The organism is Rathayibacter sp. PhB152, assembly GCF_003751395.1.
Classification (GTDB): Bacteria; Actinomycetota; Actinomycetes; order Actinomycetales; family Microbacteriaceae; genus Rathayibacter; species Rathayibacter festucae.
In genome coordinates, this window is the sequence record NZ_RJUT01000004.1 from 167,043 (window position 1) to 191,861 (window position 24,819).

Below are 24,819 nucleotides of genomic sequence, written 5' to 3' on the forward strand. Positions count from 1 at the left end.
TCATCGCTCCCAGAAGGATGGTCCGACCGGCTCCGTGAAGTCGCTGCGGGCGACCAGGTATCCGTCGGCGTCGATGGTGATGGGGAGCTGCGGAAGCGGGCGCTTCGCAGGACCGAAGATGACCTCGGCCTCGCGCTTGATGTCGAACTGCGACTGGTGGCACGGGCACAGGAGGTGGTGGGTCTGCTGCTCGTACAGCGCCACGGGGCAGCCGACGTGCGTGCAGATCTTGGAGTAGGCGACGATGCCGTCGTAGTTCCAGGTCTCGCGACCCTCGCTGACGGTCAGGTCCTCGGGCTTCAGGCGCATCAGGAGGACGGCGGCCTTGGCCTTCTCCTCCAGCTTGCCCTCGACCTCGTCGAGTCCCTCGGGGATGACGTGGAAGGCGGAGCCCAGCGTGACGTCCGATGCGAGGATCGGCGCTCCGGAGGGGTCCAGGGTGAGCCGCGTGCCCTCGCGCCACATCGTGGTCTTGAGGAGGGCGACGGGGTTCTGGTCCTGCGGTCCGAGGCCTCGGAACAGGATCACGGCGGGCAGGGGGAAGACGATCAGCGAGCCGATGAGGCTGTTGCGGATCAGCGAGCGCCGGCCGAAGCCGGACTCCTTGTCGGACTGGTCGAAGATCTCGAGCGCGCGGGCACGGGTGTCCTCCGCGCTGCGGACGGGGTGGCGGATGTCGATGCCCTCGTGGTCGGACATCAGCTGCTTGCCCCAGTGGACGGCGGCGATGCCGATGCCCAGGAGTGCCAGCGACATGCCGAGGCCGATGAACAGCGTGTTCAGCCGGACCGACTCGATGCTCTCCGTGATCGGGAACGCCATGTAGGCGGCCACCGCGAAGATCGAGCCCGCGAAGGAGAGGTAGAAGAGCGTGTAGACCGTGCGCTCGGCCCGCTTCGCGACCTTGGGGTCGACGTCGGTCATCCGGGGGCGGTGCGGCGGGAGGCCCGGGTCCTGGACGCGGTCCCGCGTCACGACCGCGGTGCCGGCCGGAGCACTCCCGTGCCCGGTGGCCGACGAGGTGGCGAGGTCGGTGCCACCCTCATCGTGCTCTGCCATGGTTCTCCTTTTCACGCCGTGTCGACGCCGCTCGGCGTCGTGGGGGTCGAGCGCCCGCCAGGGCGCCGGTGTCTGCTAGTTGGATCGTGCGGTGATCCACACCGTCAGGGCGACGATGGAACCGAGTCCGAAGATCCAGAGGAAGAGGCCTTCGGCGACGGGGCCGAGGGAGCCCAGGGCGAATCCGCCCGGGGAGGGGTTGGCCTCGATGTACTTGAGGTAGGAGATGATGTCGCGCTTGTCTTCCGGCGAGATGTTGAGGTCGTTGAACACCGGCATGTTCTGCGGGCCGGTGACCATCGCCTCGTAGATGTGCGCCTCGGTGACGCCGCCCAGCGGGGGAGCGAACTTGCCCTCGGTCAGCGCGCCGCCGGCGCCGGCGACGTTGTGGCACATCGCGCAGTTGATCCGGAAGAGCTCGGCGCCGTTGGCCGAGTCGCCCTGGGCGTCGAGGACCTCGCCGGTGGGGATGGCGGGGCCGGGCGCCAGCGAGGCGACGTACGCCGCCAGCTCGGCGACCTGGTCGTCGGTGAACTGCACCGGCTTCTCGAGGGCCTGCGGGCCGTGCATCTGCATCGGCATGCGGCCGGTGCCGACCTGGAAGTCGACCGAGGCGGCGCCGACGCCGATCAGCGACGGGGCGTTGTCGGTGCCCGCGGCGTCGAGGCCGTGGCAGGTGGCGCAGTTGGCGGCGAAGAGCTTCGAGCCCTCGTCGATCGTCTGCTGGCTGGTGGCCGAGGTCTCCGCGGAGGCGGAGGTCGCGACGCCGACGGCCGCGTAGGTGCCGCCGGTGAGGCCGAGGCCGATCGCGATCAGGGCCAGCGTGGCCAGGGGGTGACGGCGACCCTTCTTGGCGCGGCTCTTCGTCTTCGGGGAGGCCATCGAGGCAACCTTCCTGCGGGGTTCGGGAGTGTGGTGGGGCATGGAGGCGGCTGGCCTCACTTCAGGAAGTAGATGACGACGAAGAGGCCGACCCAGACGACGTCGACGAAGTGCCAGTAGTAGGACACGACGATCGCGCTGGTCGCCTCCTTGTGGCCGAAGTTCTTGACGGCGAAGGCGCGGCCGATGACGAGGAGGAAGGCGATGAGCCCGCCGGTCACGTGCAGGGCGTGGAAGCCGGTGGTGAGGTAGAACGCGGAGCCGTAGGCGTTGCTCGAGAGCGTGACGCCCTCGGAGACGAGGGTCGCGTACTCGAGGACCTGACCGCAGACGAAGACCGCGCCGAGGGCGTAGGTGAGGAAGAACCACTCGACCATGCCCCACTTGAACGGGCTGAGCCCGGTGGAGCGGGGCTGCAGGCGCTCGGCGGCGAAGACGCCGAACTGGCAGGTGAACGACGAGGCGACCAGGATCACCGTGTTCACGCTCGCGTAGGGGACGTTCAGGATGCTGGTCTCGGCCGACCACAGCTCCGGTGAGGTGCTGCGGAGGGTGAAGTAGATCGCGAACAGGCCCGCGAAGAACATGACCTCGCTGCCCAGCCAGACGATCGTTCCGACCGCGACCGGGTTGGGTCGGTTCACTGCGGGCACGGTGGCCGTGGGGGAGAGAGAGGTGCTCGTCACACAGACCATTATGGACGATCGCAAGGGGGGGAACTCGCACTTCCCGTGGGGCCTTCGTAGTCGCATAATCTGAGAGCCATGTCGGAAACCCTGTCCTGGCCGCTCATTCTCGGCTCCCTCCTCGACTCCTCCGATCTCTCGGTGTCGGAGGCGACCTGGGCCATGGAGCGGGTGATGCAGGGCGAGGCCACGCCGGCGCAGCTCGCGGGCCTGCTGATCGCGCTGCGCGCCAAGGGCGAGACGGTCGACGAGATCGTCGGCTTCCGCGACGCGATCCTCGAGCACGCGGTGCCGCTGGACGTGGATCCGATGGCTCTCGACATCGTCGGGACCGGCGGGGACCGCTTCGGCACGGTCAACATCTCCTCGACCGCGTCGATCATCGCGGCGGCGGCCGGAACGCCGGTGATCAAGCACGGGAACCGCGCGGCGTCCTCCTCGTCGGGCTCCTCGGACGTGCTCGCGGCGCTCGGCGTCGATCTGTCGCTCTCCGCCGACCGGGTGGCCGAGGTGTTCCGCCGGACGGGGATCGCCTTCGTCTTCGCCGCGATGTTCCACCCCGGGTTCCGCCACGCGGGGCCCGTGCGGGCCGAGCTGGGCGTGCCGACCGTCTTCAACTTCCTCGGGCCGCTCTGCAACCCGGCGCGGCCGGAGGCGTCCGCCGTCGGGGTCGCGCACCTGGACCGGGTCCCGCTCTTCGTCGGGGTGTTCCAGACCCGCGGCGCGACGGCGCTCGTCTTCCGCGGCGACGACGGCCTCGACGAGCTGACGACCACCGGGCACAGCCACATCTGGGAGGTCTCGCGCGGCTCGGTCGTCGAGCACGACCTCGACCCGCGCGACCTCGGCCTGCGCCGCGCGAGCATCGACCAGCTCCGCGGACGCGACGCCGCCTACAACGCGCAGGTCGTCCGCTCGGTCCTGGCAGGCGAGAAGGGGCCGGTGCGGGACATCGTGCTGCTGAACGCGGCGGCGGGACTGATCGCGTTCGATCTGGCGCGCGACCCGGGGCTGATCCGGACGGCGATCCTCGACCGCCTCCGCTCGGCGCTCGACCGCGCCGCGCAGGCGGTCGACTCGGGTGCCGCGACGGCGAAGCTGGACCAGTGGGTCGAGGAGACCCGGCGCGGCGCCTGAGCCGCGATGCCGGGCCTGCGCGAGCCGGGACGGCGGGCGTAACGTGGAGCCGCTGTCCGCGACGGAGCGGAGCGCCCTGGAGGAGACCTCGATGAAGAAGCTCATCAACGACCCGAAGAACGTCGTCGCGGAGTCCGTGGCCGGATTCGGCCTCGCGCACGCCGACCTGGTGCGGGTCGAGCCCGATCCGCTGTTCGTGGTGCGCGTCGACGCTCCGCGGCAGGGGAAGGTCGGCATCGTCAGCGGCGGCGGCAGCGGGCACGAGCCCCTGCACGCCGGCTTCGTCGGCGTCGGCATGCTCGACGCCGCGGTGCCGGGGCCGGTGTTCACCTCGCCCACTCCCGATCCGATCGTCGCCGCCACGAAGGCGGTCGACGGCGGTGCGGGCGTCCTGCACATCGTGAAGAACTACACCGGCGACGTGCTCAACTTCGAGACGGCGGCCGACCTGGCCCTCGCCGACGACGTGGAGGTCCGCTCGGTGATCGTCGACGACGACGTGGCCGTCAAGGACTCCCTCTACACGGCGGGGCGCCGCGGCGTGGCCGGGACGGTGATGGTGGAGAAGATCGCCGGAGCGGCGGCCGAGCGCGGCGACTCGCTGGACGAGGTGGCGGCGATCGCCGAGACGGTCGTCGCGAACGTCCGCTCGATGGGCGTCGCGCTGCGGCCCTGCACGGTGCCGCACGCGGGGGAGCCGAGCTTCGAGCTGGCCGAGGATGAGATCGAGATCGGCATCGGCATCCACGGCGAGCCCGGCCGCGAGCGGATCCCGCTCGAGCCGGCCGACCGGATCGTCGACCGCCTGCTCGCGCCGATCCTCGAGGACCTCCCCTTCTCCTCCGGCGACGACGTGCTCCTCTTCGTCAACGGACTGGGCGGCACCCCGCAGGTCGAGCTCTACCTCGTCTACCGCCGGGCCGCGGAGGTGCTGGCCGAGAAGGGCGTGACGGTGCGGCGCAGCCTGGTCGGCAGCTACGTCACCTCGCTGGAGATGCAGGGCGTCTCGATCACGCTGCTGAAGCTGGACGACGCGCTGACGGAGCTCTGGGACGCACCGGTGCAGACCGCCGCGCTGCGCTGGGGACGCTGAGAGGCCCCGAGCAGAGGGCGGGCGCCCGGCCCGGACAGCGGCGCGCACACGACGACACGACCGCACGACGACACGACGGTCGCAGAGGCGACACAGGGAAAGAGGACGGATCGATGCAGGACGGACAGGGAGCGCAGGAGCTCGACGCGGCGTGGGCGGTGGCCTGGATCCGGGCCGCGGCGCAGGCGGTCTCGGAGCACCGGGTGGAGCTGATCACGCTCGACCGCGCGATCGGCGACGGCGACCACGGCGAGAACATGGACCGCGGCTTCCAGGCCGTGGTGGCGAAGCTCGACGCGGCTGCCGAGCTCGCGACTCCGGCCGAGGTGCTCAAGCTGGTGGCGACCACGCTGATCTCGACGGTGGGCGGAGCCTCCGGGCCGCTGTTCGGCACCGCGTTCCTCAAGGCGGCCGGCGCGGTCACCGGGCAGGAGTCGCTCGACGGTGCCGCGGTCGCGGCACTGCTCGCGGCGGCGCGCGACGGGATCGTGCTGCGCGGCAAGGCCGAGGTCGGCGACAAGACGATGGTGGACGCGTGGACGCCGGCGGTCGAGGCCGCGCAGGCCGCCTCGGCCGACGGCTCCTCGGCGGCCGCCGTGCTCGCCGCGGCAGCGGACGCCGCGCAGGGCGGAGCGGAGTCGACCGACCCGATGGTCGCGCGGAAGGGCCGAGCGAGCTACCTGGGCGAGCGGGCGGTCGGGCACCGCGATCCGGGCAGCGTGTCGAGCGTCCTGCTGCTGCGCGCCGCGGCCGAGGCGGCGGCGTGAGCGTCGGGCTCGTCCTCGTCTCGCACAGCGCGCGACTGGCCGAGGGACTCGTGGAGCTGGCGGCGCAGATGGCGCCCGACGTCGCGCTGATCGCCGCGGGCGGCACGGACGACGGCGGGATCGGTACGAGCTTCGAGCGGATCACCGCGGCGCTGGCCGAGGCCGACTCCGGCGAGGGCGCCGTGGTGCTCTGCGACCTCGGCTCGGCGATCATGACCGCGGAGACCGCGGTGGAGTTCCTGGACGACGAGGCGCGGGAGCGGGTCCGGATCGCGGACGCGCCGCTCGTGGAGGGCGCGGTGGCGGCGGCCGTGGCGGCGGGCACCGGTGCCGCGCTGGCGGACGTGCTCGCGGCGGCGGAGTCGGCGCGGGGTGCACTCCTCGCCGAGTCGCCCGCGGCGCCCGCCGAGTCGGCGAGCGTGCGGCGGACGGTGCGGCTGATCAACCCGAACGGGCTGCACGCCCGGCCGGCGGCCGACTTCGTCACCCTCGCCACCCGCTTCGACGCCCGGATCGACGTGAACGGCAAGGACGCGACGAGCCTGCTCGGTGTGATGTCGCTCGGGCTGGATCGCGGCGACGAGGTCGCGATCTCGGCGACCGGCGCCGAGGCGGAGGAGGCCGTGGGGCGGCTAGCCGACCTGGTCGAGTCGGGGTTCGGCGAGGTCTAGCCGCCCAGGGCTCAGGGAGTCGCAGAAGGCGCCTCCTACCCTGGAGGCATGCCTCTGCGCGGAACCCGGCCCCCGTCCGTCCTGCTGCGGCGCGTCCTCGCGGTGCCGCGCGCCGTGCGCCGGGCCGATGCCCGCGCCGCCCGGAAGCTCAACGCGCGCCGTCCGGTGCCGCTCGTGGACGGTGCGCTGGTCGGGCTCTCGCGCGCCGCCGATCACGGGGTGCTCTGGTTCGGGCTCGGGGCGCTGCTGCTGCTGGCCGGCCGGCCCCGGGAGGCGGCGCGCGGCGCGGCCTCGCTGGCCGTCGCGAGCGCCGCGGCGAACCTCGTCGGCAAGCAGCTCTTCGGCGGCGTCCGGCCGCTCGTGGTGGACGTACCGGTGGGGCGGCGGCTCGCCCGCGTGCCCACTTCGCCGAGCTTCCCCTCCGGCCACGCGGCGAGTGCCGCCGCCTTCGCCGCCGGGGTCGCGCTCGAGAACCCGCGGGTGGGACTGGCCGTCGCGCCGCTCGCCGCGGCCGTGGCCTTCTCGCGCCTGCACGTCGGGGTGCACTGGCTCTCCGACGTGGTCGGCGGAGCGGCGCTCGGCGCGGCCGTCGCGGGCCTCGGGAAGATGCTGGTGCCGGCGCGCCCGCGGCACGTCCCCGTTTCGGAGCGGGCGAGCCGGCCGCCGGTCGACGTGCGTCCGCTCGGCGACGGTGCCGGCCTGCTGGTGGTGCTCAACCCGAGCGCCGGGCGCGACTCGCACCGGCCGGATCCGGAGCCGCTGATCCTGCAGCGCTTCCCCGCGGCGCGGGTGCACCGGCTGGCCGAGGGCGAGGACCTGGGCGAGGTGGTGCGCTCGGCGCGCGCCGGCGACGCTCGGCCCGAGGTGCTGGGCGTCTACGGCGGCGACGGGACGATGGCGGTCGGCGCGGGGCTCGCGCGGGCCGAGGGGATGACGCTCCTGGTGCTGCCGGGCGGGACGATGAACCACTTCGCCAAGGCGCTGGGCCTGGTGACGATTCAGGACGCGCTCGACGCGGCGGCGCACGGCGAGCGCCGCGACGTCGACGTGGCCGAGGTGACGGCCGGGGACGCCGAGCCGGTCACGGTGCTGAACACCGTCTCGATCGGGCTGTACCCGGAGTTCGTGGCCGCGCGGGAGAAGCGCGAGAAGGTGATCGGCAAGCCGCTCGCCGCGGTCCTCGCCGCCTTCGAGGTGGTGCGCTCGACCGATCCGTTCGAGCTGCGGCGCGACGGGCGGACGGAGCTGGTCTGGTCGTACTTCGTCGGGGTGAACCGGGAGCACCCGCGCACCGCGACGCCGCTCGCCCGCCGGCGCCTGGACGACGGGCAGCTCGACATCCGCGTGCTGCACTCGGGCCGGACGCCCCGGACCCGCGGCGCGGTGTCGCTGGCGCTCGGGCGGGGCGCGACGCCGGTGGTCGGGCGGGTGCCCGGCTGGCGCGCGCCGGTGGTCGAGTCGGCCAGCACCGCGGGCGTCGTGGTCGGCGCGCGACGACCGGCCGGCGTGGACCCGGAGTGGGCGCACGACGGCGAGAGCGAGGTGTTCGACGGCGAGCCGGAGGGCTTCCACGAGGCCAAGGTCCGGATCGTGCCGCTGGCGCTGCGGGTCTACTCGGCGGCCGACGACCGCGGGCACGGCGAGGGTGGGGCCGGGAAGTAAAGCCCCCGGCGGATGTCCGCCGATCCGCCTGCGCGCCGCGGAGCGCGTGCCACCCTGGGGAGGGAGCCGGCCGGGCTCTCCTGCAGCCGGCCGCTCCGCCGATTGAAGGAGTCCGCCGTGCGACGCATCCACTACGCCGAGGGGAGCGTCCTCACCGGGGACGACATCGCGGACGCGGTGCTCGAGTACGCCCGGATGCTCGCCTCGACGGCGACCGCGGCCACGGTGGAGATCCCCGTCCGGCGCGGTGAGGGCGTGCTGACGGCCCGGCTGCTGCTCGGACCGTCGAGCCAGATGCTCGTCGAGGACGAGCCCGAGGACGCCGCGGAGATCGTCGACGAGGCGCTGGTCGCGGACCTGGCCGACCGCGCCCGCCGGCTCGGCCGGCCCGTGCCGATGGCGACCGACGACGACCTGGCGATGCCGCTGGACGTCCTCGACTACTGAGCCGAGTCCTGCGCGTCCGGGCGGCGGGCCGCCGATCGGTCCGCGGCGGTCAGAGCCCGCTCGAGGTCGTCGAGGGCGGGCACCTGGCCGGCGGTGATCTCCTCGCGGGCGCGCTCGAGCGGCAGCCACTCCGCGCGCTCGATCTCCGGGTAGGTGCGGAGCACTCCGGAGCCGCGCGGCCACTCGAGCTCGAAGGTGTTGCTGGCGACGAACGCGACGTCGTCGGCGGACTCCGCGACGAAGACGGTGACGGTCTTCCCGGAGCGCTGGCGGTAGGCGCCGAGGAGCGCGTAGTCGAGGTCCGGGGCGGCGACGCCGATCTCCTCCTCGAACTCGCGCCGGGCGGCGTCGAGCGGTGCCTCCTCGGGCGTGTGCAGGCCCTTGGGGATCGACCAGGCCCGCGGGCGGCGGGTCCACAGCGGGCCGCCCATCCGGCCGAGGAACACCTCGCGCTCGCCGTCGTGCAGCCGGTGCAGGAGGATGCCCGCGCTCGTGGGACCCGTCATCGCCGCGCTCCGCTCATCCGCCCATCCTGCCGCCTGCCCGGGTCACCGTGGAAGGATCGAGGGGCCGACCCGCGATCCGCCCGGAGTGACCCGCATGAGCAGCACCGAGACCAGCCGCACCGAGACCAGCGGCGCCGTGACCAGCGGCGCCGAGACCGTCAGCACGGGGACCGGCATCGGAACGAGCACCGGGACGACCGGCCGTGCGCTCGTCCTCCGGAGGCTGCGCGAGGAGCTCGGCGCCGCGGTGACGACCGAGGGGCCGGACTTCGAGTCCGCGCACACCGACAAGTCCGGCTGGACCGCCGGCGGACGCGCGCTCGCGCTGGTCCGCGCGCGCTCGGTCGCCGACGTGCAGGCGACGCTCCGGCTCGCCACCGAGCACCGGGTGCCGGTCGTCCCGCGCGGCGCGGGGACGGGGCTCGCCGCGGGCGCCGTCGGCCGGGACGGCGCGATCGTCCTCTCGACGGCGGCCATGGACCGCATCCTCGAGATCTCGCTCGAGGACGAGCTCGCGGTCGTGGAGCCGGGCGTCCTCAATCAGGCGCTGTCCGACGCGGTCGCCGCGGACGGGCTGATCTTCTCGCCCGATCCGGCGAGCAAGGCGATCTCGAGCATCGGCGGCAACATCGCCACCAACGCGGGCGGGCTGCTCTGCGCGAAGTACGGGGTCACCCGCGAAGCGGTGCTCGGTCTGGCCGTCGTGCTGGCCGACGGGCGCCTGGTGCGGACCGGGCGGCGCAGCGTGAAGGGCGTCGCCGGCTACGACCTCACGGCGCTGCTCACCGGCTCGGAAGGGACGCTCGGCGTGATCATCGAGGCGACGGTGAAGCTGCGGCCGATCCCCGCGGGCCGCGTGGTCACCGTCGGCGCGTACTTCCCGAGCGTCGTGGCCGCGGCGGCCGCCTCCGCCGCGATCACCGCCGCCCGCCTCCGACCGGCGGTGATGGAGCTGATGGACGAGGGGGCGCTCGCCGCGATCGGCCGCTACACGGGCGCGCAGCTCGACCGCGGCGCCGCCTACCTGCTCGTGCAGACGGACGGCGGGGGAGCGGAGGACGAGGCGCGCCGGATCCTCGCGATCGTCACCGGGGCCGGCGGGGACGCCGAGTCGACGGACGACCCGGTGGCGGGCGAGGCGCTGCTCGCGGTGCGGCGGGCCTTCCATCCCGCGCTCGAGGCCGAGGGCGAGGTGCTGATCGAGGACGTCTGCGTGCCGCGCTCGGCGCTGCCCGCGATGTTCGCCGCGATCCGCGGGATCGAGGAGCGCACCGGGCTGAGCATCCCGACCGTGGCCCACGCGGGCGACGGCAACCTGCACCCGAACTTCGTCGTGCCAGCAGGGTCCGACGGGGTCGGCGAGGAGGTCTGGGCGGCCGCGGGCGAGCTGTTCCGCACGGCGCTCGCGCTCGGCGGCACTCTCACGGGCGAGCACGGGGTGGGGCTGCTGAAGCGGCGCTGGCTCGCGGAGGAGCTCGGCGAAAACTCGATGGCGCTGCAGCGCGGGATCAAGGCGGTGTTCGATCCGCTGGGGATCATGAACCCGGGGGCGGTGTACTGAGGGCTCCCGCCCGGGGTCAGAGGAGCTCCTCGGCGAGCAGCCAGGCCGTCAGCACGATCGTGGCGGCCGACATCAGCCAGTAGAGGATCGTCTCGCGCCAGGAGCCGGCCGAGCCGAGGACGGGGATCGCGGCGTAGCCGCCGGACGTCCAGAGCCGCCGCAGCACAGGCGTGCGGCGCACCCAGCGCGGGGAGCGGATCCGCAGCGGCCAGAGCCAGTTGATCCCCTCGGTGGTGAGGGCGTCACCGGCGACGTGCACGAGGTAGCCGAGGGTCGCGGCGACCTGCAGCCAGGCCCAGGTGCCGTCGGCGAGGGTGACCAGGAGCACCGTCACGACGAGCGCGCCGGCCCAGGCGATCGACCAGGAGGGCGCCGCCCTGACCGCCTTCGCGGCGAAGGCGATGGCCGGCAGGGTGAGCACGGCGGCCAGTGAGACCGGGCCGACGAGCGGCACGGGGAAGCGCAGGGCGACCAGGAGCGGGATCAGGTACCAGACGACGGCGACCGCGAGCAGCGAGTGCATCCCGTGCCGGTGGCCGCCGCTGATGCGACCGGCGGTCGCGGTGAGGAGGGACGCACCGGGTGCCGAGCGCGAGATCGTCGCCCGGGCGTGGTCGGCGTCCGGGACGAGCGCCCAGCCGGCGGCGACGCCGAGGCCGACCAGCCGGAGGTCGAGCGGCAGGCCGGCGAGACCGAGCGGTGCGGCGAGGGCCGGGACGGTCGTGACGACGGACCAGGCGAGCGCGCCGGAGACGGCGTGGGAGCGACCCATCACGAGAGTGCCTCCGCGGGGTGGAGATGCGGAAGGTGGAGGGGAGGAACGTGGTGGGCGATACCGGACTCGAACCGATGACCTCTTCCGTGTGAAGGAAGCGCGCTACCAACTGCGCCAATCGCCCTGACGGCCGTCTTGTGGACGGCCCGAGAATCGATCGTAGCGGATCCGCGGCGCTCGGATGCACCGGGAACGGCGCGCCACGCCCGGGTGAACAGCGCATTGCGGGGCGGTTTCGCGCGGAAAGACGCGGGTCCGGCGTCGCGGTGCGCGAATCGGGCCGCCGTCGATTTGGAAGTTCGCGCGGCGTTCGGATACAGTCTTCTAGGTCGAGCCGGGCAGCGAAAGCGCCGGGGAGACAGGCAGCAAGACAGCAATACAGCACCAACACATCATGCGGATGTGGCGCAGTGGTAGCGCATCACCTTGCCAAGGTGAGGGTCGCGAGTTCGAATCTCGTCATCCGCTCGAAGAACCGGCCCCCGGGCCGGTGTTTCACCTGGTCGGCCCGAGGAGCTCACGCTCCGAGGGGCCGCCGACACCGAATCCCGTACACGGTGGATTGGCCGAGAGGCGAGGCAGCGGCCTGCAAAGCCGTATACACGGGTTCGAATCCCGTATCCACCTCGATCGTTCACCGAGCGAGGCGCTCCTCCGGGAGCAGCGGGCGATTGGCGCAGCGGTAGCGCGCTTCCCTGACACGGAAGAGGTCACTGGTTCGATCCCAGTATCGCCCACCACGACGACACCCCCGGCTCCGGCCGGGTGTGTCGTGCGTTAACGGGGCGGATCGTCGAGGACCACGTGCGTCGGCGGGTCCGCTCGGTCTAGCCTCGCAGGGTGTCAGCCTCGATCGCCGTCGGCCACGGCACCGTCCTCCGCCTGGTCGCCCGGGAGGACGGTCCCGCGCTCGCCGAGGCGTACCGCCGCAACCGGCGCCGCCTCGCGCTCTGGGAGCCGCTGCGGTCGACGCGGTTCTTCGAGTCAGGCGGGCAGACCGACGCGATCGCCGACGCGCTGCACGGGCACCGGTCCGGAGCGCTCCTCCCGCTGGTGCTCGAGCGCGGCGACGAGCTCGTCGGGCGGGTGACCCTCTCGAACGTGGTGCGCGGCGCCTTCGACAGCGCGGACCTCGGCTACTGGGTCGACGGCGAGCTCGAGGGCCGCGGGGTGATGACCCGGGCGGTCGGCGCGACACTCGGTCTCGCCCGCGACGAGCTGCGCCTGCACCGGGTGCAGGCGGGCACGCTGCTGCACAACGTCGGCTCGCAGACGGTGCTCGAGCGCAACGGCTTCGAGCGGATCGGCGTGGCCCGCCGCTACCTGCGGATCGCGGGGGAGTGGCAGGACCACGTGCTCTTCCAGGTGCTGCTCGAGGACGCCGCAGCGACGCCGCTGGTGCCGCCGCAGCCCTCGCCGATGCGGCTCGTCTAGGGTGAGCGCGCCGACGCTCGCTCGGCGCAGGCAGCCGGAGGGACCACGGACGATGAGGCGCACGATCGGCGGACGCGGGTTCGACTTCGAGCGGGAGGTCGCGGTGATGGCGGTCGTGAACCGCACGCCCGACTCCTTCTACGACAAGGGCTCCACCTTCGCGCTCGACCGAGCCGTCGACGCCGCGGTGCGGGCTGCCGAGCAGGGTGCCGACTGGGTCGACATCGGCGGCGTCCCCTTCGGCCGCGGGCCCGCCGTCTCGCTGCAGGAGGAGCTGGACCGGGTGGTGCCGGTGGTCGCGGCCATCCACGGGCGCAGCGACGTGGTGATCTCCGTCGACACGACCCGCGCCGAGGTGGCCCGGGCGAGCATCGCCGAGGGCGCCTCCGTCGTCAACGACACCAGCGGGCTGCACGATCCCGGGATGCTCGCGGTGCTCGCGGACTCCTCTGCCCAGCTCGTCGTCACGCACAGCGTCGGGGCGCCGCGCAGTGAGCCGGCGGCGCCGCAGTACGACGACGTCGTGGCCGAGGTGATCGAGCACCTGCGCGTGCGCGTCGACCGCGCGCGGGCGGCGGGGATCCCCGACGACCGGCTGATCGTCGATCCCGGGCACGACCTCAACAAGAACACTCTGCACACGCTAGAGCTGACGCGGCGGCTGGGCGAGCTGTCGGTCCTCGGGCTGCCGGTGCTCGCGGCGGTGTCGAACAAGGACTTCATCGGCGAGACCCTCGACCGGCCGCAGGGCGAGCGGCTCGAGGGGTCGCTGGCGGCGGCGGTGATCTGCATCCTGAACGGCGCGCGGATCGTGCGGATGCACGATGTGCGGCAGGCGGTGGACGCGGTGCGGCTGACGGAGGCGGTGCTCGGCTGGCGGCAGCCGGCGTATCTGCGGCACAACGTCGCGGCCGACGAGACGGCGGATCGCGCGTGAGCACGGCGATCGACCGGCTCCGGCCGGCGCCCGCCCAGGACCTCGACGACGAGCAGCTGCTCGCGGCCTATGCGGACGGCGCGGGTGACGCGTGGCTGCGGGTGAACTTCGTCTCGAGCATCGACGGCGCGGTGACCCGCGAGGGCGTCTCGGGGGCGCTGGGCGGCGAGGCGGATCTGCGGGTCTTCGATCTGCTGCGGCGCCTGGCCGACGTGGTGCTGGTCGCGGCCGGGACGGTGCGGACCGAGGGCTACGGGCCGATGGTGCTCGGCGACGAGGCCGCGGCGGCGCGGACGGCGGCCGGGCTGCCTCCGCATCCCGTGTTCGCGATCGTGTCGGGGTCGCTGGACCTCGATCCCGGGTCGCGGATCTTCACGGAGGCGCCGGTGCGGCCGATCGTGGTGACGACCGGGGCGTCGCCGGAGCGGCGGCGCGCGGAGCTGGCCGACGTCGCCGACGTGCTGGTCTGCGGCGAGGACGCCCTGGACGCGGGACGGATGCGCGCGGCACTCGTCGAGCGCGGGCTCGGCCGGATCCACTGCGAGGGCGGCCCGGGCCTCCTCGGCACACTGCTGGCCGCGGACGCGGTCGATGAGCTGTGCCTGACGATCAGCCCGTCCCTCGAGTCGGGCGACGCCGGCCGCATCGCCCGGGGCACTGCGACTCCGCGTGACCTGCGCCTGGCTCACGTGCTGGCTGCCGGCGACACCCTCCTCCTCCGCTACCTGCGCTGACCGTTCGCGAGATGCCACTTGTGCACGCGACACGCCGAGGAGAGCGTGCACAAGTGGCATCTCGCGGGAGGGTGGAGGGATGAGCGGGCCGGATCTGAGCAGGCAGACGTCGATGGCGGGGGTGCGGGTGCCCGAGGTGGCGAGCGCGCTCAACGGGGGAGTCGCGCCGGAGCTGGTGTGGCGGAACCAGCTGGACGGGCTGACCTTCCGGGTGCGGGACGGGTACCTGAAGTGGAATCCGCGGGCGAGCGGCGTCGACCTCGGGCGGGAGGCGGCGCGGCTGGAGTGGCTGGCGGGGAGGCATCCGGTGCCGCGGATCCTCGAGCGCGGGGAGGACGCCGAGGCGCAGTGGCTGCTGACGGCGCCGCTCGACGGCGCGAGTGCTGTCGCTCCGGAGTGGATCGCGCGGCCGGAGGAGGCGGTGCGGGCGATCGCGGCGGGACTGCGGGCGGTGCACGCGCTGCCCATGGCCGAGGTGCCCGCGGCGCTGCGCGGCGACTCGTGGTTCGACCGGCGCCCCGCGGCGCTCGGCGCGGGTCCGGCGCTGGACGAGCCCGTCGTCGTGCACGGGGACGCCTGCGCGCCGAACACCCTGATCGGTGTCGACGGCCGCTGGTGCGCCTCCGTCGACGTCGGCGATCTCGGCGTGGGCGACCGCTGGGCCGATCTCACGGTCGCGGTGGTCAGCCTCGGCTGGAACTACGGCGAGGGCTGGGGGCCGCTGCTGCTCCGCGAGTACGGGATCGAGCCGGACGAGGAGCGGGCGCGGTACTACCGGGAGCTGTGGGGGCTCGAGTCCTGAGCCGAGTGCGACTCGGGAGCTCGGCCCTGCTGATCGAGCAGCCCGGGGGAGCGGGCGTATCGAGATCCGCCGGCGTCGGATCAGGAGTCTGCGGAGCTGGTGTGCTGAGGACGGTGGGTCTCGATACGCCCCTGGCGGGGCTACTCGACCAGCATGGAGGGGCGAGGTTCATGGTGATCGAGTAGCCCGCTTAGCGGGCGTATCGAGATCCACCACCGTCTGCACCTGAGTCTGCAGACCTGCCCTGCTGGTGACGGCGGGTCTCGATACGCCCCTGGCGGGGCTACTCGACCAGCATGACGCGGCGCAGCCGCGTCCCTTTCCCTCACCACCGAGACGCGAAGCGGCTTCGCCGCTCGATACGCCCCTGCGGGGCTACTCGACCAGCATGGAGGGCGCTGCTGCGTCCTCCCTCGTCAGTCCTTCGCGGCCGCCTTCTCGGAGTCCTTCGCGGCCGCGTCGTCCTGGGAGGGGCCCTTCTGGCCGCGGTTCTCGCTGGAGAGGCGCAGCCAGCGGCCGTCGCGGACGTCCTTCTCGTGCACGGCGGCCTTCTTCGCGCTCGCGGCGGTGTCGCGCGGGGGCAGCTGGATGGTCTCCTCCGCCTCGATGCCGGCCTGGAGCTCGCGGCCGCGCTCGAGCTCGGCGTCGAACTCGGCGCCGAAGAGCAGGGCGATGTTGGTGATCCAGATCCAGAGCAGGAAGACGATCACGCCACCGAGCGAGCCGTAGGTCTTGTTGTAGTTGGAGAAGTTGGCGACGTAGAACGCGAAGCCGACCGAGGCGAGCAGCCAGATGGCGAGCGCCAGGATCGACCCGACGCTGATCCAGCGGAACTTCGGCTGGCGGATGTTCGGCGCCCAGTAGTAGAGGATCGCGATGGTCAGCACCGCGATGATCACCAGCACCGGCCACTTGGCGATGTTCCAGACCGACAGCGCGGCGGGGCCGAGACCGACGACGTCGCCGACGGCGCTGGCGACCGGGCCGCTCAGCACCAGGATGAGCGCGGCGACGACGATCAGGATCACGGTGACGACGGTGACGCCGAGCATGGTCGGGCGCAGCTTCCAGAACGGGCGGCCCTCGTCGATCTCGTAGACGCGGTTCATCGCGCGGCCGAAGGCGCCGACGTAGCCGGAGGCGGACCAGAGCGCGCCGACGAGACCGGTGACGAAGGCGACGCCGGCGGCCGGGGAGTTCACCAGCGACTGGATCGGGTCGCGCAGCAGGTCGACGACCTCGGCGGAGGCCAGGTTGCCGACCAGGTCGAGCACGGTCTGCGTGGTCGCCTGCGCCTGGCCGAAGAGGCCCAGGACGGAGACGATGGCGAGCAGCGCCGGGAACAGCGCCAGGACGGCGTAGTAGGTGAGGGCGGCGGCGAGGTCGGTGCACTGGTCGGCGCCGAACTCGCGTCCGGTCTTCTTCAGGACGTAGAACCAGGAGCGCTTGGTGATGTCGGTGACGTCGTCGGGCTTGCGCGCGTCGTCGGGCTCGGGCGCGGTCTTCTCGCGGGTCGTGCTCTTCTCGGCCATGCCGCCACGCTATTGCCCCGCGCGGGAGAACGGTGGCCCCTTGACGCCGCGCCGTCCGATCCGGGAGGGGAGCGCTCTCAGACAGCGCCCCCGACCGGGTGCCCGCGGGCCGTGCTCCCGCGACGGCTCCTCAGACGGTGCCTCAGGCGCTGCGGCCCTGGCGGCTCGCGGCGAGGATCCCGAAGGCCAGGAAGGAGCAGGTCGCGGTGAGCACGATCAGCAGCGGGGCGTCCCAGCCGCCGCTGACGTCGTGTGCGAGGCCGACCACGGTCGGGGCGGTGGCCGCGACGGCGTAGCCGAGGCCCTGCACGGTGGCGGACAGCCGGGAGGCGTGCCGGTCGGAGCGGGAGAGGCGCACGAGCAGGACGAAGACGACGGTGATGCCGCCGCCCTGCGCCGCACCGCCGAGGAGGCACCAGAGCGCCCAGAGCGACGGCGCGAGCAGCAGGCCGAGCGGGACGGTGCACCAGAGCAGGCCGATCAGGACGATGCTGCCGAGCGGCCGGAGCCGGCGGACCACCAGCGGGACGCCGATCGCGCCGATGATCGCGGCGATCTGGAAGACGGAGGAGCTCGCTCCGGCCGCCTCGATCGAGAAGCCGTTGCGGTCGACCAGGAGCGAGGGCAGCCAGGCGGTGACGCCGTAGTAGGAGAAGGCCTGACTGGCGAAGCAGACCGCGAGCGCGAGCACGGTGGCGCTGCGCCAGATCCGGGGCGCCGGCTCCTGTGGTCCGCGCGCGGCCGGCGGGCGCGGGGCGGGGCGGAGGGCGCGGGCGGGACCGCGGGCGAGCAGCCAGCCGGCGACGGCCAGGACGTTGAGCACCAGCCAGGCGAGCAGTGCGCCGCGCCAGCCGAGGACGAGGGCGAGCGGCGCGGTGCCGAGCGAGGTGATGGTCGAGCCGATGTTGAGCGCGGCGGTGTACACGCCGGTCGTGAGGTCGACGCGCTCGGGTGCGACGTCGCGGCGGATGACGACGGGGACGACGACGTTGCCGATGGTGATGAAGACGCCGATGAGGATCGTGCCGGCGACCACGGAGACCACGTCGCCGGCCGAGCGCAGGATCGTGCCGAGGGCGACGCCGAGCACGGTGACGGTCACCGCGGCGTCCGGCCCGACCCGGCGGATCACGAGCAGGGCCAGCGGCGTGGCCAGGGCGAAGCAGAGCACCGGGATGCTGGTGAGGACGCCCGCCTGGCCGGAGGAGAGTGCGAGGTCGCCGCGGATCGCGTCGATGACGGGAGCCACGGCCACGATCGGGCCGCGGAGGACGAGCGCGACCAGGGCGACGGCGACGACGAAGAGCCAGGGGGCGCTCCGCCGCGTCACGCCGGTCAGCTGGAGAGCCCGGCGGCGCGTGACAGGAAGGACAGCACTCCGAAGACGAGGCCGATGACACCGGTGATCAGGCCGGCGGTGGCGAAGCCGCGGCCGCCGAGCTGCGCGGAGGCGGCCCGGCCGCGGACGCCGAAGACGATCGCGAGGATCGACAGGACGAGCAGCTGGCTGATCACGATGCTGGCGATGCCGAGGACGAGGCTCGCGATCGCGAGGGAGTTGCGGCGCGCGGGGGCGGCGCCGTCGCCGACGGCGAGGCCGTAGCCGGGGGCCGGTCCGGAGCCCGGAGTGACCGGGTACTGCGGGGCGGCGCCGTAGCCGGGGGCGGCTCCGTAGCCGGCTGCCCCGTAGCCGGGCGCGGCTCCGTAGCCGGGGGTGGCGGGCTGCTCGGGCTCGGGCGTCCCGTAGGCGGGAGCGGGCGGCACGGCGGGGCGAGAGCGATCCGTCCAGGCCGCTCCGTCCCAGTAGAGCTCGGCGCCGAGGTCGGCGGGGTGCGGGTACCAGCCGGGCGCGGGAAGAGGGGCGGAGTCGTCGGGCATGCGCTGATTCTAGGACGGCGGCGCGGAGCAGCGCGGCCGGGCGGCGGGACCGGGAGCGCGGTCCCGCCTGGTCGCCGCGGGGTGCGGGACCGCGGCGCAGGGCAGGATGGACCCGTCGAGCGGGCTCGCCGCGCGGCCGCCGGAGGAGGAGCCATGGGCTGGAGCATCGTCGAGGTCGAGTGGGCGGACCCCCGGGCCGAGAGCCTGCGGTCGGCGCAGCGGGTCGAGCTGGACGAGCGCTACGGCTCGGACGACCACGAGCCGGGGACACCGCCGTCCGCCGACGACGTGCCGGTGTTCCTCGTCGCGGTCGACGAGGGCGGCGCCGCGGTGGCCTGCGGCGGGCTGCGGCCCCTGCCGGAGTCGGTGCTCGGTGCGGACGTGGTCGAGGTCAAGCGGATGTTCGTCGACCGGGCCGCTCGCGGCTCCGGAGTCGCCGCGGCCGTGCTCGCCGCGCTGGAGGACAGAGCTCGCGAGCGCGGGGCGGTCCGCCTGGTGCTGGAGACGGGCACGCTGCAGCCGGACGCGATCCGGTTCTACACGAAGCAGGGCTACGCGCCGATCCCGCTGTTCGGCTCGTACCTCGGCTCGGAGCACTCGGTCTGCTTCGGGCGCTCGCTGCGGCCGGCGCGCATCGAGGCGTCGGCGGACGTCGATCCGCGCGCCGAGGTCGGCGACGGGACGCTGGTCTGGCACCTGGCCCAGGTGCGCGAGCAGGCCCGGGTGGGCCGGGACTGCGTGATCGGCCGGGGCGCGTACCTCGGCCCGGGCGTCGTGGTCGGCGACCGCTGCAAGATCCAGAACCACGCGCTGGTCTACGAGCCGGCCGTGCTCGGCGACGGGGTGTTCGTCGGCCCCGCCGTGGTGTTCACGAACGACCTGCGGCCCCGCGCCGTCACTCCGGACGGGGCGCTGAAGTCGGCGGACGACTGGCACGCGGTCGGGGTCGTGGTGGAGGAGGGCGCGGCGATCGGCGCCCGGGCCGTCTGCGTCGCTCCGGTGCGCATCGGCGCCTGGGCGATGGTCGCGGCCGGCGCCGTGGTGGCCGCCGACGTGCCGCCCTTCGCCCTCGTGGTCGGCGTGCCCGCACGGCGGGTCGGCTGGGTCGGGCGGGCCGGTGCGCGACTCGAGGCGGCCGGCGACGGTGCGGACGGCGCTCTCTGGCGCTGCCCGGAGACCGGCGAGGAGTACGTCGAGCGCGACGGGGAGCTGAGCCGGGTCTGAGGCCTGGGCCTGCCCGGCACAGTGCCCGGCCCGCACCGCATCCGGCACCGCGCCCCGCTCAGCTGCGGTGCGGGGTGAGCCCGCTCCGCTCGGGGACGGGGTCGCGGTGCCGGACCAGGGCGGGCGGGGTGCTGTACCCGGCGTGCGGGGCGGCGCGGAAGGCGGGCGGGGCGTCGTGCGCGGAGGTCACTGCGCTCGGCGCGGCGATCGGGAGGCGCGGCGACGGTGCCGCCGCCGTCGAGGTGCCATCCGGGGCGCCCCGTCGACCGGCGCGCCGGCCGTCGACGGCGCGGGCGATCGAGATCGCGCCGAAGAGCAGCACCACGCCGCCGACGGCGACCATGATCACCGCGCGGAGCCGGTCCGAGATCTGCTCGACGGCCTTGCCGGGCGTCTGCACCTCGAGCGCGGTGAAGAGGTAGCGGTCGTCCGCGCCGTTGATCGTCTGCATGCTGCGCAGCGTGTCGACGAGCCGGTCGCCGAGCGCCGTCGTCGTGGCGAGCGAGCCGTCGGCCGTCGGGGCGTCGGCGGTCACGCTCAGCAGCAGCCCCTGGCCGGCCCACGCCGAGCGCTCGACCGCGAACTGGGTGCTGAGACCCTGCGCGGCGAGCGCTTCCGCGGTGTCGTCGCTGTTCATCACGGTGACGAGCACCTGGGCGGCGAGCGAGTTGTCCGAGGAGCGCAGGTACGGGTTGTCCGAGTTCAGCGCGGCGAGGGCCGGGTCGGCCTCCAGCTCCGCGGTGGAGGGCAGCTTCGGATTGACCAGCGCGTAGGTCGCTGTCGAGGCGTAGGTGCGCGGTGAGAGGACGAGGACGTACGCCATCGCGGCGACGGTGAGAACGAGGACGATGCCGGCGAGGAGCCGGTGGCGCCAGAGGGTGCGGAGAACGGAGACGGGGTCCATCAGGACAGCCTTTCTGGGACGTGATCGATCGCGCCGCGGGCGGGGACGGAGGCGTCCGTGCTCAGGGCGGAGGGGAGTCCGAGCTCGGCGCGGACCAGGAGCCAGCAGCTCCCGGACAGGCCGAGCACGAACGGGTACAGCAGGGCGAACACCGGGAAGCCCAGTGAGTCGAAGGTGGCGGAGGCGACCGCGGCGACCGTCGCGGAGGCGGCGACGCTCCCGGTCAGGGCGCGCAGGCGCGGGTCCCGGGCGAACTGGGCGGCGATCAGCCCGAAGAGGGCCGGCACGCCGAAGTAGGCGAGCACCGCGACGGCGCCGAGGAGGCCGAGCGTGATGGCGGCGCCGAGGTACTGGTTGTCGAGGATGAGCAGGGCGCTGTCCGGGAGGTAGGTGCCCGGGCCGGTGCCCAGCAGGGGCTGGTGCGCGACGAGGGCCGCCACGCGCGGGTAGTTGTCGAGGCGGTTGGTGATCGAGGAGTCGCTGGTGCCCGCGCCGATCGAGCCGGTGAGGGTGCCGAGCAGGCCCGGGGTGGTCACGAAGAACGCGGCGACGGCGACGGGCGCGATCACGTAGCCCCACCGCCGGGCGTAGGCGGGCAGGAAGACCGCGCAGACCACTGCGCCCACCACCAGGGAGAGCACTCCCGACCGCGAGACCGTCAGCGCCAGGGCGACGACCAGCAGCACGCAGGACGCGGCGCGGAGGAACCGCGGGGTCGTCCGGTCGTACAGCAGCCGCCAGACGGCGAGCGGCAGCAGCATCGCCGAGACGACCGCCAGCTCGATCGGGTGGAAGGTGGTGCCCGCCACCCGGGTGAGCCCGTCCCGGTCCTGGAACGGCGTGCTGCCGCCGTTGTCGACGAAGCCGACCATGACGCTCCGGATCCACTCGACCGGGTCGACGTGGGTGGTGAACTGGATGATCGCCACGATCGCGCAGATCGACGCCGCGTTCACGAGCGAGCCGAGCAGCACCCGCGCGTCCTCGAGGGTGCGCACGCTCTGGGTAGTGACCAGGGCGATCCCGGCGGAGGCGAGCAGCAGCAGCAGCCAGCGGTCGGCGCTGAGCTGCCCCTCGCCGGTGCGCGGGATGGTGTCGTTGACGGCGTAGCGGACGTAGGACGCGATGCTCACGAGCAGAAGCAGGGTGAGCGCGGCCCGCCCCGGGTGGCGCATCGGGATCGGGTCGTGCAGCCCCAGCAGGGCCGACGCCGCCCACGCGCCGGTGAGCAGCAGCGCGAGCACCATCGCGACCGAGCCGGACGCGCCCAGGGGAGCGAGCACCTGATCCGCGGGGAAGAGGAACAGCGCGTAGGCGACCAGGCGCAGCAGCGTCGGGGGCCCGGTCCGCTCGATCATGACGGCCACGGGTCAGGCCCCCGTCTGCGCGGAGGAGGCCCGGCGGGTGGTCTCGTCGCGGGTCCAGCCCGCCGCCTGCCGCTCCGGCAGCCGGCTGGCGAGGGCGAAGCAGAGGTAGACGGCGGCGTCGGCGAGCTCGAGCGGACCCCGGGCGGACCGCAGCACCTGCACGGCGGTGCGGGACGAGCGGCGCTCGCCGCCGGGGGTCGCCGCCGCCAGCTGCGCGCTGCCGCGCTGGGTGCGGCGCAGGACGCCGAGCAGGCTGGTCGCGCTCCGGGGCACCTGCACCACGGCGGGGGCGGTGGCGACGACGGCGCGCTCGGCGACGGAGAACCGGCCGTCGACGAACTCGTCGTCGGCGATCAGGGCGGGGAAGGTCCCGATCCGCTCGTGTCCCGGGCCGCTGACGGCGTAGCCGCCGGCGCCCCAGAGCGCGGTGTGCAGCGAGGCCGTGCGCGAGCGGGCGCGGTAGTAGGCCCGGACCAGCGCGTCGGCTCCGGTCGCGTCGTAGACCGCGGTCGGCCGGGCGGCGAGCAGCCCGCCGCGGGTGACGGCGTCGAAGACGTTCCAGACCGCGTCCGCCGTGACGCCGACGTCGGCGTCGAGGTAGAGGCGCGGCCAGGTGGCGGCCACCGCGTCGCCCGCGTTGAGGGCCGCGGTCTTGGACGCCTCGGCGAGCTCGACCACGGTGACGCCGGCGAAGCTGCGCGCGATCTCGGCGGTGGCGTCGGTGCAGGCGTTGCAGACGACGATCACCTCCAGGGCTCCGCTCGCAGCGGCGGCGGCCAGCGGCGCCAGAGTGCGGGCGATCACCGACTCCTCGTCGTGCGCGGGGACGACGACCGAACCGCTGGGGTGCGGCGCAGCGAGCGGCCGGGCGAGCGCGCCGGAGGGGAGCGAGGCGAGCCGGGCGCCGACCGCGAGCGCGAGGGCCGCGTGCCGGTGCTCGCGGCCTCGGGCGCCGGGGAGGACGCTGCGGGCCGACTCCGCGGCCAGCACGACGAGGCGGAAGGTGCTCGAGTACAGCGCGCCGTGGAACTTCTGCACGTAGCGCACCCGGTTCACGGCGAGCAGCGCGGCGAGGGCGGTGGAGGAGCCGGAGCCGCCGCCGTCGTGCACGACCTGCGCGGCGGGCTCGAACCAGGCCTCGGCGCCGAGGTCTCGGGCGCGGCGGAAGTAGTCCGTCTCCTCGGAGTAGAGGAAGAACCGCTCGTCCCAGTCGCCGAGGCGGGCGGCGACCAGCGCGTCGATCAGCATCGCGGCGCCGGTGGCCCAGTCGATCCGGTGGGCGTGCCGGTAGCTCTCCGGGTCGCTGTCGGTCTCGCTGGAGAACGCGGGGCGGTCGAGGACCTTGTCGCCGAGCAGTGCGTCGCCGAGGGCGCGCAGCCGGGTCGGCTCGCGGCGGAGCGAGCGCGACGGGGCGCCCGCGGCGTCGAGCAGGAGCGGCACGACGATGCCCGCGGAGGAGGAGTCCATCCGCGCCAGCAGCGTCGAGACGGCGCCGGGCAGCACGACCAGATCGGGGTTCAGCACGAGCAGCGCGCCCGCGTCGCCCGCGTGCCGCCGGGCGATGTTGATCGCGGCCGCGTAGCCGACGTTGGCGCCCGCGTCGACGGCGACGACGTCGGGGTGCGCCGCGGCGAGGGCGAGCGAGCCGTCGTCGGAGGCGTTGTCGACGACGACCACGCGGATCCGGACGCCGGTCGCGGCCTCCGCGCGCAGGCTCGTCAGCAGGCGCTCCATCGTCGCGGCCGAGCGGTAGCTGACGACGAGGGCGGCGACGTCGGCGCGCTCGCCGGCTCCGACGAAGCGGGCGCTCCCGCCGGGCAGGACCACGGGCAGCACGGGGGACGGAGCGGCGGGCTGCGCGGCCCTGCCGAGCACGGGGCCGCGCTGCGGGGTGGTCGAGCTGTGCCGGCGCAGGCTCGCGTAGGCGAGCGGGCCCTCGACGAGGTAGCGGCGCGCGAGGCGGCGCGGCTCGAGGGCGAGGCGCCAGAGCCACTCCACGCCGCGGTCGGCGACCCACTGCGGCGCCCGGCGGACGGAGCCGCCGAGGAAGTCGACGGCCGCGCCGAAGGCCAGCAGCACGTGCGCGCCGGTGCGCGGGCCGTGCTCGTCGATCCAGAGCTCCTGGCGGGGCTTGCCGAGTCCGACGATGAGGAGGTCGACCCGCGCACCGCGGATCGACTCGACCAGCGCGGCGTTGGCGGCGGGGTCGGCGAGCTCGGCCCGGGACGGCGACCAGAGTCCGGCCATCACCAGGTCGGGCCGCTCCTCGGACAGGCGGGCGCGCAGCCGGGACTGCGCGGCCTCGGAGCCGCCGAGGACGCCGACGCGCACGCCGTCGGTCGCGGCGCGGTCCAGCAGCGGCCCGATCAGGTCGCTGCCGGCCAGGCGCGGCCAGGAGACGCCGGTGAGCCGCTCGGCCTGCTTGGCGATCGGGCTGCCGTCGATGAGCGAGAGCCACTCGACCGGGCGGGCCGGGACGTCGACCGGCGCGTCGGTCCACTCGGTCTCGCCCTCGGCCACCGGGACCAGGACGAGGGTCGGCGCCTCGGCGACCGGCAGGGCGCGGCGCTCGAGCACATGCTGCCAGCGTCCGCCGTGGCCGAAGTGGTTGACGTGGTCGACGTTCACGGAGAGGACGCCCAGCGGTGCGTCGTGCAGGGCGGCGGCGCGGTCCGCGATGGTGCGGACCGCCTCCTCGTGCCGGGCGAGATCGACGGGGCTGCCGCCGAGGACGACCCGGCGGTGGGTTTCGAGGGTCATG

At 74.1% G+C, this 24,819-nt stretch carries 23 protein-coding genes, 4 tRNA genes and 1 pseudogene; 16 read left to right on the forward strand and 12 right to left on the reverse strand.

Annotated elements, in window-relative coordinates:
• From EDF36_RS10720 to EDF36_RS10730, 3 genes are all read right to left on the reverse strand, one after another.
• Complete coding sequence (locus EDF36_RS10720) at positions 1-1,059, reverse strand: ubiquinol-cytochrome c reductase iron-sulfur subunit (RefSeq protein WP_123446156.1); 1,059 nt, start codon at positions 1,057-1,059, stop codon at positions 1-3.
• A gap of 75 nt (positions 1,060-1,134) precedes the next feature.
• Complete coding sequence (locus EDF36_RS10725) at positions 1,135-1,941, reverse strand: c-type cytochrome (RefSeq protein ID WP_123446157.1); 807 nt, start codon at positions 1,939-1,941, stop codon at positions 1,135-1,137.
• A gap of 56 nt (positions 1,942-1,997) precedes the next feature.
• Positions 1,998-2,636, reverse strand: a complete 639-nt coding sequence (locus EDF36_RS10730; RefSeq protein WP_123446158.1) for a heme-copper oxidase subunit III — start codon at positions 2,634-2,636, stop codon at positions 1,998-2,000.
• Positions 2,637-2,705: 69 nt separating this feature from the next.
• Between EDF36_RS10730 and trpD the strand changes: the two genes are divergently transcribed.
• From trpD to EDF36_RS10760, 6 genes are all read left to right on the forward strand, one after another.
• Positions 2,706-3,764 (forward strand): anthranilate phosphoribosyltransferase, encoded by a 1,059-nt coding sequence (trpD, locus tag EDF36_RS10735; RefSeq protein WP_123733007.1) that lies wholly within the window; start codon positions 2,706-2,708, stop codon positions 3,762-3,764.
• A 91-nt stretch (positions 3,765-3,855) separates the two neighbouring features.
• Positions 3,856-4,857 (forward strand): dihydroxyacetone kinase subunit DhaK, encoded by a 1,002-nt coding sequence (gene dhaK / locus EDF36_RS10740; protein ID WP_123704887.1) that lies wholly within the window; start codon positions 3,856-3,858, stop codon positions 4,855-4,857.
• Positions 4,858-4,970: 113 nt separating this feature from the next.
• The gene (gene dhaL / locus EDF36_RS10745; RefSeq protein ID WP_123733008.1) at positions 4,971-5,624 is read left to right on the forward strand and encodes a dihydroxyacetone kinase subunit DhaL; all 654 of its coding nucleotides are present in this window, start codon (positions 4,971-4,973) and stop codon (positions 5,622-5,624) included.
• Entirely contained in the window at positions 5,621-6,295 is a 675-nt protein-coding gene (dhaM, locus tag EDF36_RS10750; RefSeq protein ID WP_123733009.1) for a dihydroxyacetone kinase phosphoryl donor subunit DhaM, read from the forward strand. Before dhaL ends, dhaM begins: the two co-directional genes overlap by 4 nt.
• Positions 6,296-6,343: 48 nt before the next feature.
• Positions 6,344-7,957: a bifunctional phosphatase PAP2/diacylglycerol kinase family protein gene (locus EDF36_RS10755; protein ID WP_123733010.1), complete on the forward strand. Its 1,614-nt coding sequence runs from the start codon at positions 6,344-6,346 to the stop codon at positions 7,955-7,957.
• A gap of 117 nt (positions 7,958-8,074) precedes the next feature.
• Positions 8,075-8,404 (forward strand): hypothetical protein, encoded by a 330-nt coding sequence (locus EDF36_RS10760; protein ID WP_123733011.1) that lies wholly within the window; start codon positions 8,075-8,077, stop codon positions 8,402-8,404.
• Here the strand turns inward: EDF36_RS10760 and EDF36_RS10765 are convergent.
• Complete coding sequence (locus tag EDF36_RS10765; RefSeq protein WP_123733012.1) at positions 8,398-8,910, reverse strand: NUDIX domain-containing protein; 513 nt, start codon at positions 8,908-8,910, stop codon at positions 8,398-8,400. The two genes, EDF36_RS10760 and EDF36_RS10765, sit on opposite strands and share 7 nt — an antisense overlap.
• Positions 8,911-9,004: 94 nt before the next feature.
• Here EDF36_RS10765 and EDF36_RS10770 point away from each other — a divergent pair, with 94 nt between their 5' ends.
• Complete coding sequence (locus EDF36_RS10770; protein WP_123733326.1) at positions 9,005-10,471, forward strand: FAD-binding oxidoreductase; 1,467 nt, start codon at positions 9,005-9,007, stop codon at positions 10,469-10,471.
• 16 nt (positions 10,472-10,487) lie between these two features.
• On the opposite strand, the gene EDF36_RS10775 is transcribed toward EDF36_RS10770, so the two are convergent.
• Together EDF36_RS10775 and EDF36_RS10780 are read right to left on the reverse strand one after the other, a co-directional pair.
• Positions 10,488-11,243, reverse strand: a complete 756-nt coding sequence (locus EDF36_RS10775; protein WP_123733013.1) for a metal-dependent hydrolase — start codon at positions 11,241-11,243, stop codon at positions 10,488-10,490.
• A 51-nt stretch (positions 11,244-11,294) separates the two neighbouring features.
• A tRNA-Val gene (locus tag EDF36_RS10780) sits at positions 11,295-11,370 on the reverse strand.
• 272 nt (positions 11,371-11,642) lie between these two features.
• On the opposite strand from EDF36_RS10780, the gene EDF36_RS10785 reads away from it, so the two are divergent.
• The 7 genes from EDF36_RS10785 (at position 11,643) to EDF36_RS10815 (ending at position 15,153) form a co-directional block, all read left to right on the forward strand.
• Positions 11,643-11,714: transfer RNA gene (locus EDF36_RS10785), tRNA-Gly, on the forward strand.
• A gap of 88 nt (positions 11,715-11,802) precedes the next feature.
• Positions 11,803-11,873, forward strand: a tRNA-Cys gene (locus EDF36_RS10790).
• A 38-nt stretch (positions 11,874-11,911) separates the two neighbouring features.
• Positions 11,912-11,986: transfer RNA gene (locus EDF36_RS10795), tRNA-Val, on the forward strand.
• A gap of 100 nt (positions 11,987-12,086) precedes the next feature.
• Positions 12,087-12,680, forward strand: a complete 594-nt coding sequence (locus EDF36_RS10800; RefSeq protein ID WP_123733014.1) for a GNAT family N-acetyltransferase — start codon at positions 12,087-12,089, stop codon at positions 12,678-12,680.
• 52 nt (positions 12,681-12,732) lie between these two features.
• The gene (gene folP / locus EDF36_RS10805) at positions 12,733-13,617 is read left to right on the forward strand and encodes a dihydropteroate synthase (protein ID WP_123733015.1); all 885 of its coding nucleotides are present in this window, start codon (positions 12,733-12,735) and stop codon (positions 13,615-13,617) included.
• Positions 13,614-14,351 (forward strand): pyrimidine reductase family protein, encoded by a 738-nt coding sequence (locus tag EDF36_RS10810; RefSeq protein WP_123733016.1) that lies wholly within the window; start codon positions 13,614-13,616, stop codon positions 14,349-14,351. Before folP ends, EDF36_RS10810 begins: the two co-directional genes overlap by 4 nt.
• A 79-nt stretch (positions 14,352-14,430) precedes the next feature.
• Positions 14,431-15,153, forward strand: a complete 723-nt coding sequence (locus EDF36_RS10815) for an aminoglycoside 3'-phosphotransferase (protein WP_221181641.1) — start codon at positions 14,431-14,433, stop codon at positions 15,151-15,153.
• A 416-nt stretch (positions 15,154-15,569) separates the two neighbouring features.
• On the opposite strand, the gene EDF36_RS10820 is transcribed toward EDF36_RS10815, so the two are convergent.
• The 3 genes from EDF36_RS10820 to EDF36_RS10830 all read right to left on the reverse strand — a co-directional run bounded on the left by EDF36_RS10820 (position 15,570) and on the right by EDF36_RS10830 (position 18,563).
• Positions 15,570-16,685: a YihY/virulence factor BrkB family protein gene (locus EDF36_RS10820; RefSeq protein WP_123733017.1), complete on the reverse strand. Its 1,116-nt coding sequence runs from the start codon at positions 16,683-16,685 to the stop codon at positions 15,570-15,572.
• Between the two features lie 142 nt (positions 16,686-16,827).
• Positions 16,828-18,015 (reverse strand): CynX/NimT family MFS transporter, encoded by a 1,188-nt coding sequence (locus tag EDF36_RS10825; RefSeq protein ID WP_260300678.1) that lies wholly within the window; start codon positions 18,013-18,015, stop codon positions 16,828-16,830.
• 5 nt (positions 18,016-18,020) lie between these two features.
• Positions 18,021-18,563, reverse strand: coding sequence for a DUF4190 domain-containing protein (locus EDF36_RS10830; protein WP_123733018.1), 543 nt, complete (start codon positions 18,561-18,563; stop codon positions 18,021-18,023).
• A 153-nt stretch (positions 18,564-18,716) separates the two neighbouring features.
• On the opposite strand from EDF36_RS10830, the pseudogene EDF36_RS21590 reads away from it, so the two are divergent.
• Both EDF36_RS21590 and EDF36_RS21595 read left to right on the forward strand, forming a co-directional pair.
• Positions 18,717-19,109: pseudogene (locus tag EDF36_RS21590) on the forward strand (GNAT family N-acetyltransferase); the annotation flags it as partial.
• 72 nt (positions 19,110-19,181) lie between these two features.
• A complete protein-coding gene (locus EDF36_RS21595) occupies positions 19,182-19,787 on the forward strand; it encodes an acyltransferase (protein ID WP_221181655.1) in 606 nt (201 codons plus the stop codon).
• Positions 19,788-19,845: 58 nt separating this feature from the next.
• On the opposite strand, the gene EDF36_RS10840 is transcribed toward EDF36_RS21595, so the two are convergent.
• Genes EDF36_RS10840 through EDF36_RS10850 form a run of 3 tightly spaced genes read right to left on the reverse strand, consistent with a single transcriptional unit; the run spans position 19,846 to position 24,818 of the window.
• Complete coding sequence (locus EDF36_RS10840; RefSeq protein WP_123733020.1) at positions 19,846-20,691, reverse strand: chain-length determining protein; 846 nt, start codon at positions 20,689-20,691, stop codon at positions 19,846-19,848.
• Positions 20,691-22,049 (reverse strand): O-antigen ligase, encoded by a 1,359-nt coding sequence (locus EDF36_RS10845; RefSeq protein ID WP_148059172.1) that lies wholly within the window; start codon positions 22,047-22,049, stop codon positions 20,691-20,693. Before EDF36_RS10845 ends, EDF36_RS10840 begins: the two co-directional genes overlap by 1 nt.
• A gap of 12 nt (positions 22,050-22,061) precedes the next feature.
• Positions 22,062-24,818 carry a WecB/TagA/CpsF family glycosyltransferase gene (locus EDF36_RS10850; protein WP_123733021.1) on the reverse strand — a complete coding sequence of 919 codons (2,757 nt, stop codon included), beginning with the start codon at positions 24,816-24,818 and terminating at the stop codon, positions 22,062-22,064.
• Position 24,819: the final 1 nt, after the last annotated feature.

Bases quoted from the DNA above. Each gene is read 5' to 3' on its own strand.
- EDF36_RS10720 (WP_123446156.1), bottom strand. From the start codon at position 1,059: ATGGCAGAGCACGATGAGGGTGGCACCGACCTCGCCACCTCGTCGGCC.
- EDF36_RS10725 (WP_123446157.1), bottom strand. From the start codon at position 1,941: ATGGCCTCCCCGAAGACGAAGAGCCGCGCCAAGAAGGGTCGCCGTCAC.
- EDF36_RS10730 (WP_123446158.1), bottom strand. From the start codon at position 2,636: ATGGTCTGTGTGACGAGCACCTCTCTCTCCCCCACGGCCACCGTGCCC.
- trpD (WP_123733007.1), top strand. From the start codon at position 2,706: ATGTCGGAAACCCTGTCCTGGCCGCTCATTCTCGGCTCCCTCCTCGAC.
- dhaK (WP_123704887.1), top strand. From the start codon at position 3,856: ATGAAGAAGCTCATCAACGACCCGAAGAACGTCGTCGCGGAGTCCGTG.
- dhaL (WP_123733008.1), top strand. From the start codon at position 4,971: ATGCAGGACGGACAGGGAGCGCAGGAGCTCGACGCGGCGTGGGCGGTG.
- EDF36_RS10755 (WP_123733010.1), top strand. From the start codon at position 6,344: ATGCCTCTGCGCGGAACCCGGCCCCCGTCCGTCCTGCTGCGGCGCGTC.
- EDF36_RS10765 (WP_123733012.1), bottom strand. From the start codon at position 8,910: ATGACGGGTCCCACGAGCGCGGGCATCCTCCTGCACCGGCTGCACGAC.
- EDF36_RS10770 (WP_123733326.1), top strand. From the start codon at position 9,005: ATGAGCAGCACCGAGACCAGCCGCACCGAGACCAGCGGCGCCGTGACC.
- EDF36_RS10775 (WP_123733013.1), bottom strand. From the start codon at position 11,243: ATGGGTCGCTCCCACGCCGTCTCCGGCGCGCTCGCCTGGTCCGTCGTC.
- folP (WP_123733015.1), top strand. From the start codon at position 12,733: ATGAGGCGCACGATCGGCGGACGCGGGTTCGACTTCGAGCGGGAGGTC.
- EDF36_RS10815 (WP_221181641.1), top strand. From the start codon at position 14,431: ATGAGCGGGCCGGATCTGAGCAGGCAGACGTCGATGGCGGGGGTGCGG.
- EDF36_RS10820 (WP_123733017.1), bottom strand. From the start codon at position 16,685: ATGGCCGAGAAGAGCACGACCCGCGAGAAGACCGCGCCCGAGCCCGAC.
- EDF36_RS10830 (WP_123733018.1), bottom strand. From the start codon at position 18,563: ATGCCCGACGACTCCGCCCCTCTTCCCGCGCCCGGCTGGTACCCGCAC.
- EDF36_RS10840 (WP_123733020.1), bottom strand. From the start codon at position 20,691: ATGGACCCCGTCTCCGTTCTCCGCACCCTCTGGCGCCACCGGCTCCTC.
- EDF36_RS10845 (WP_148059172.1), bottom strand. From the start codon at position 22,049: ATGATCGAGCGGACCGGGCCCCCGACGCTGCTGCGCCTGGTCGCCTAC.
- EDF36_RS10850 (WP_123733021.1), bottom strand. From the start codon at position 24,818: ATGACCCTCGAAACCCACCGCCGGGTCGTCCTCGGCGGCAGCCCCGTC.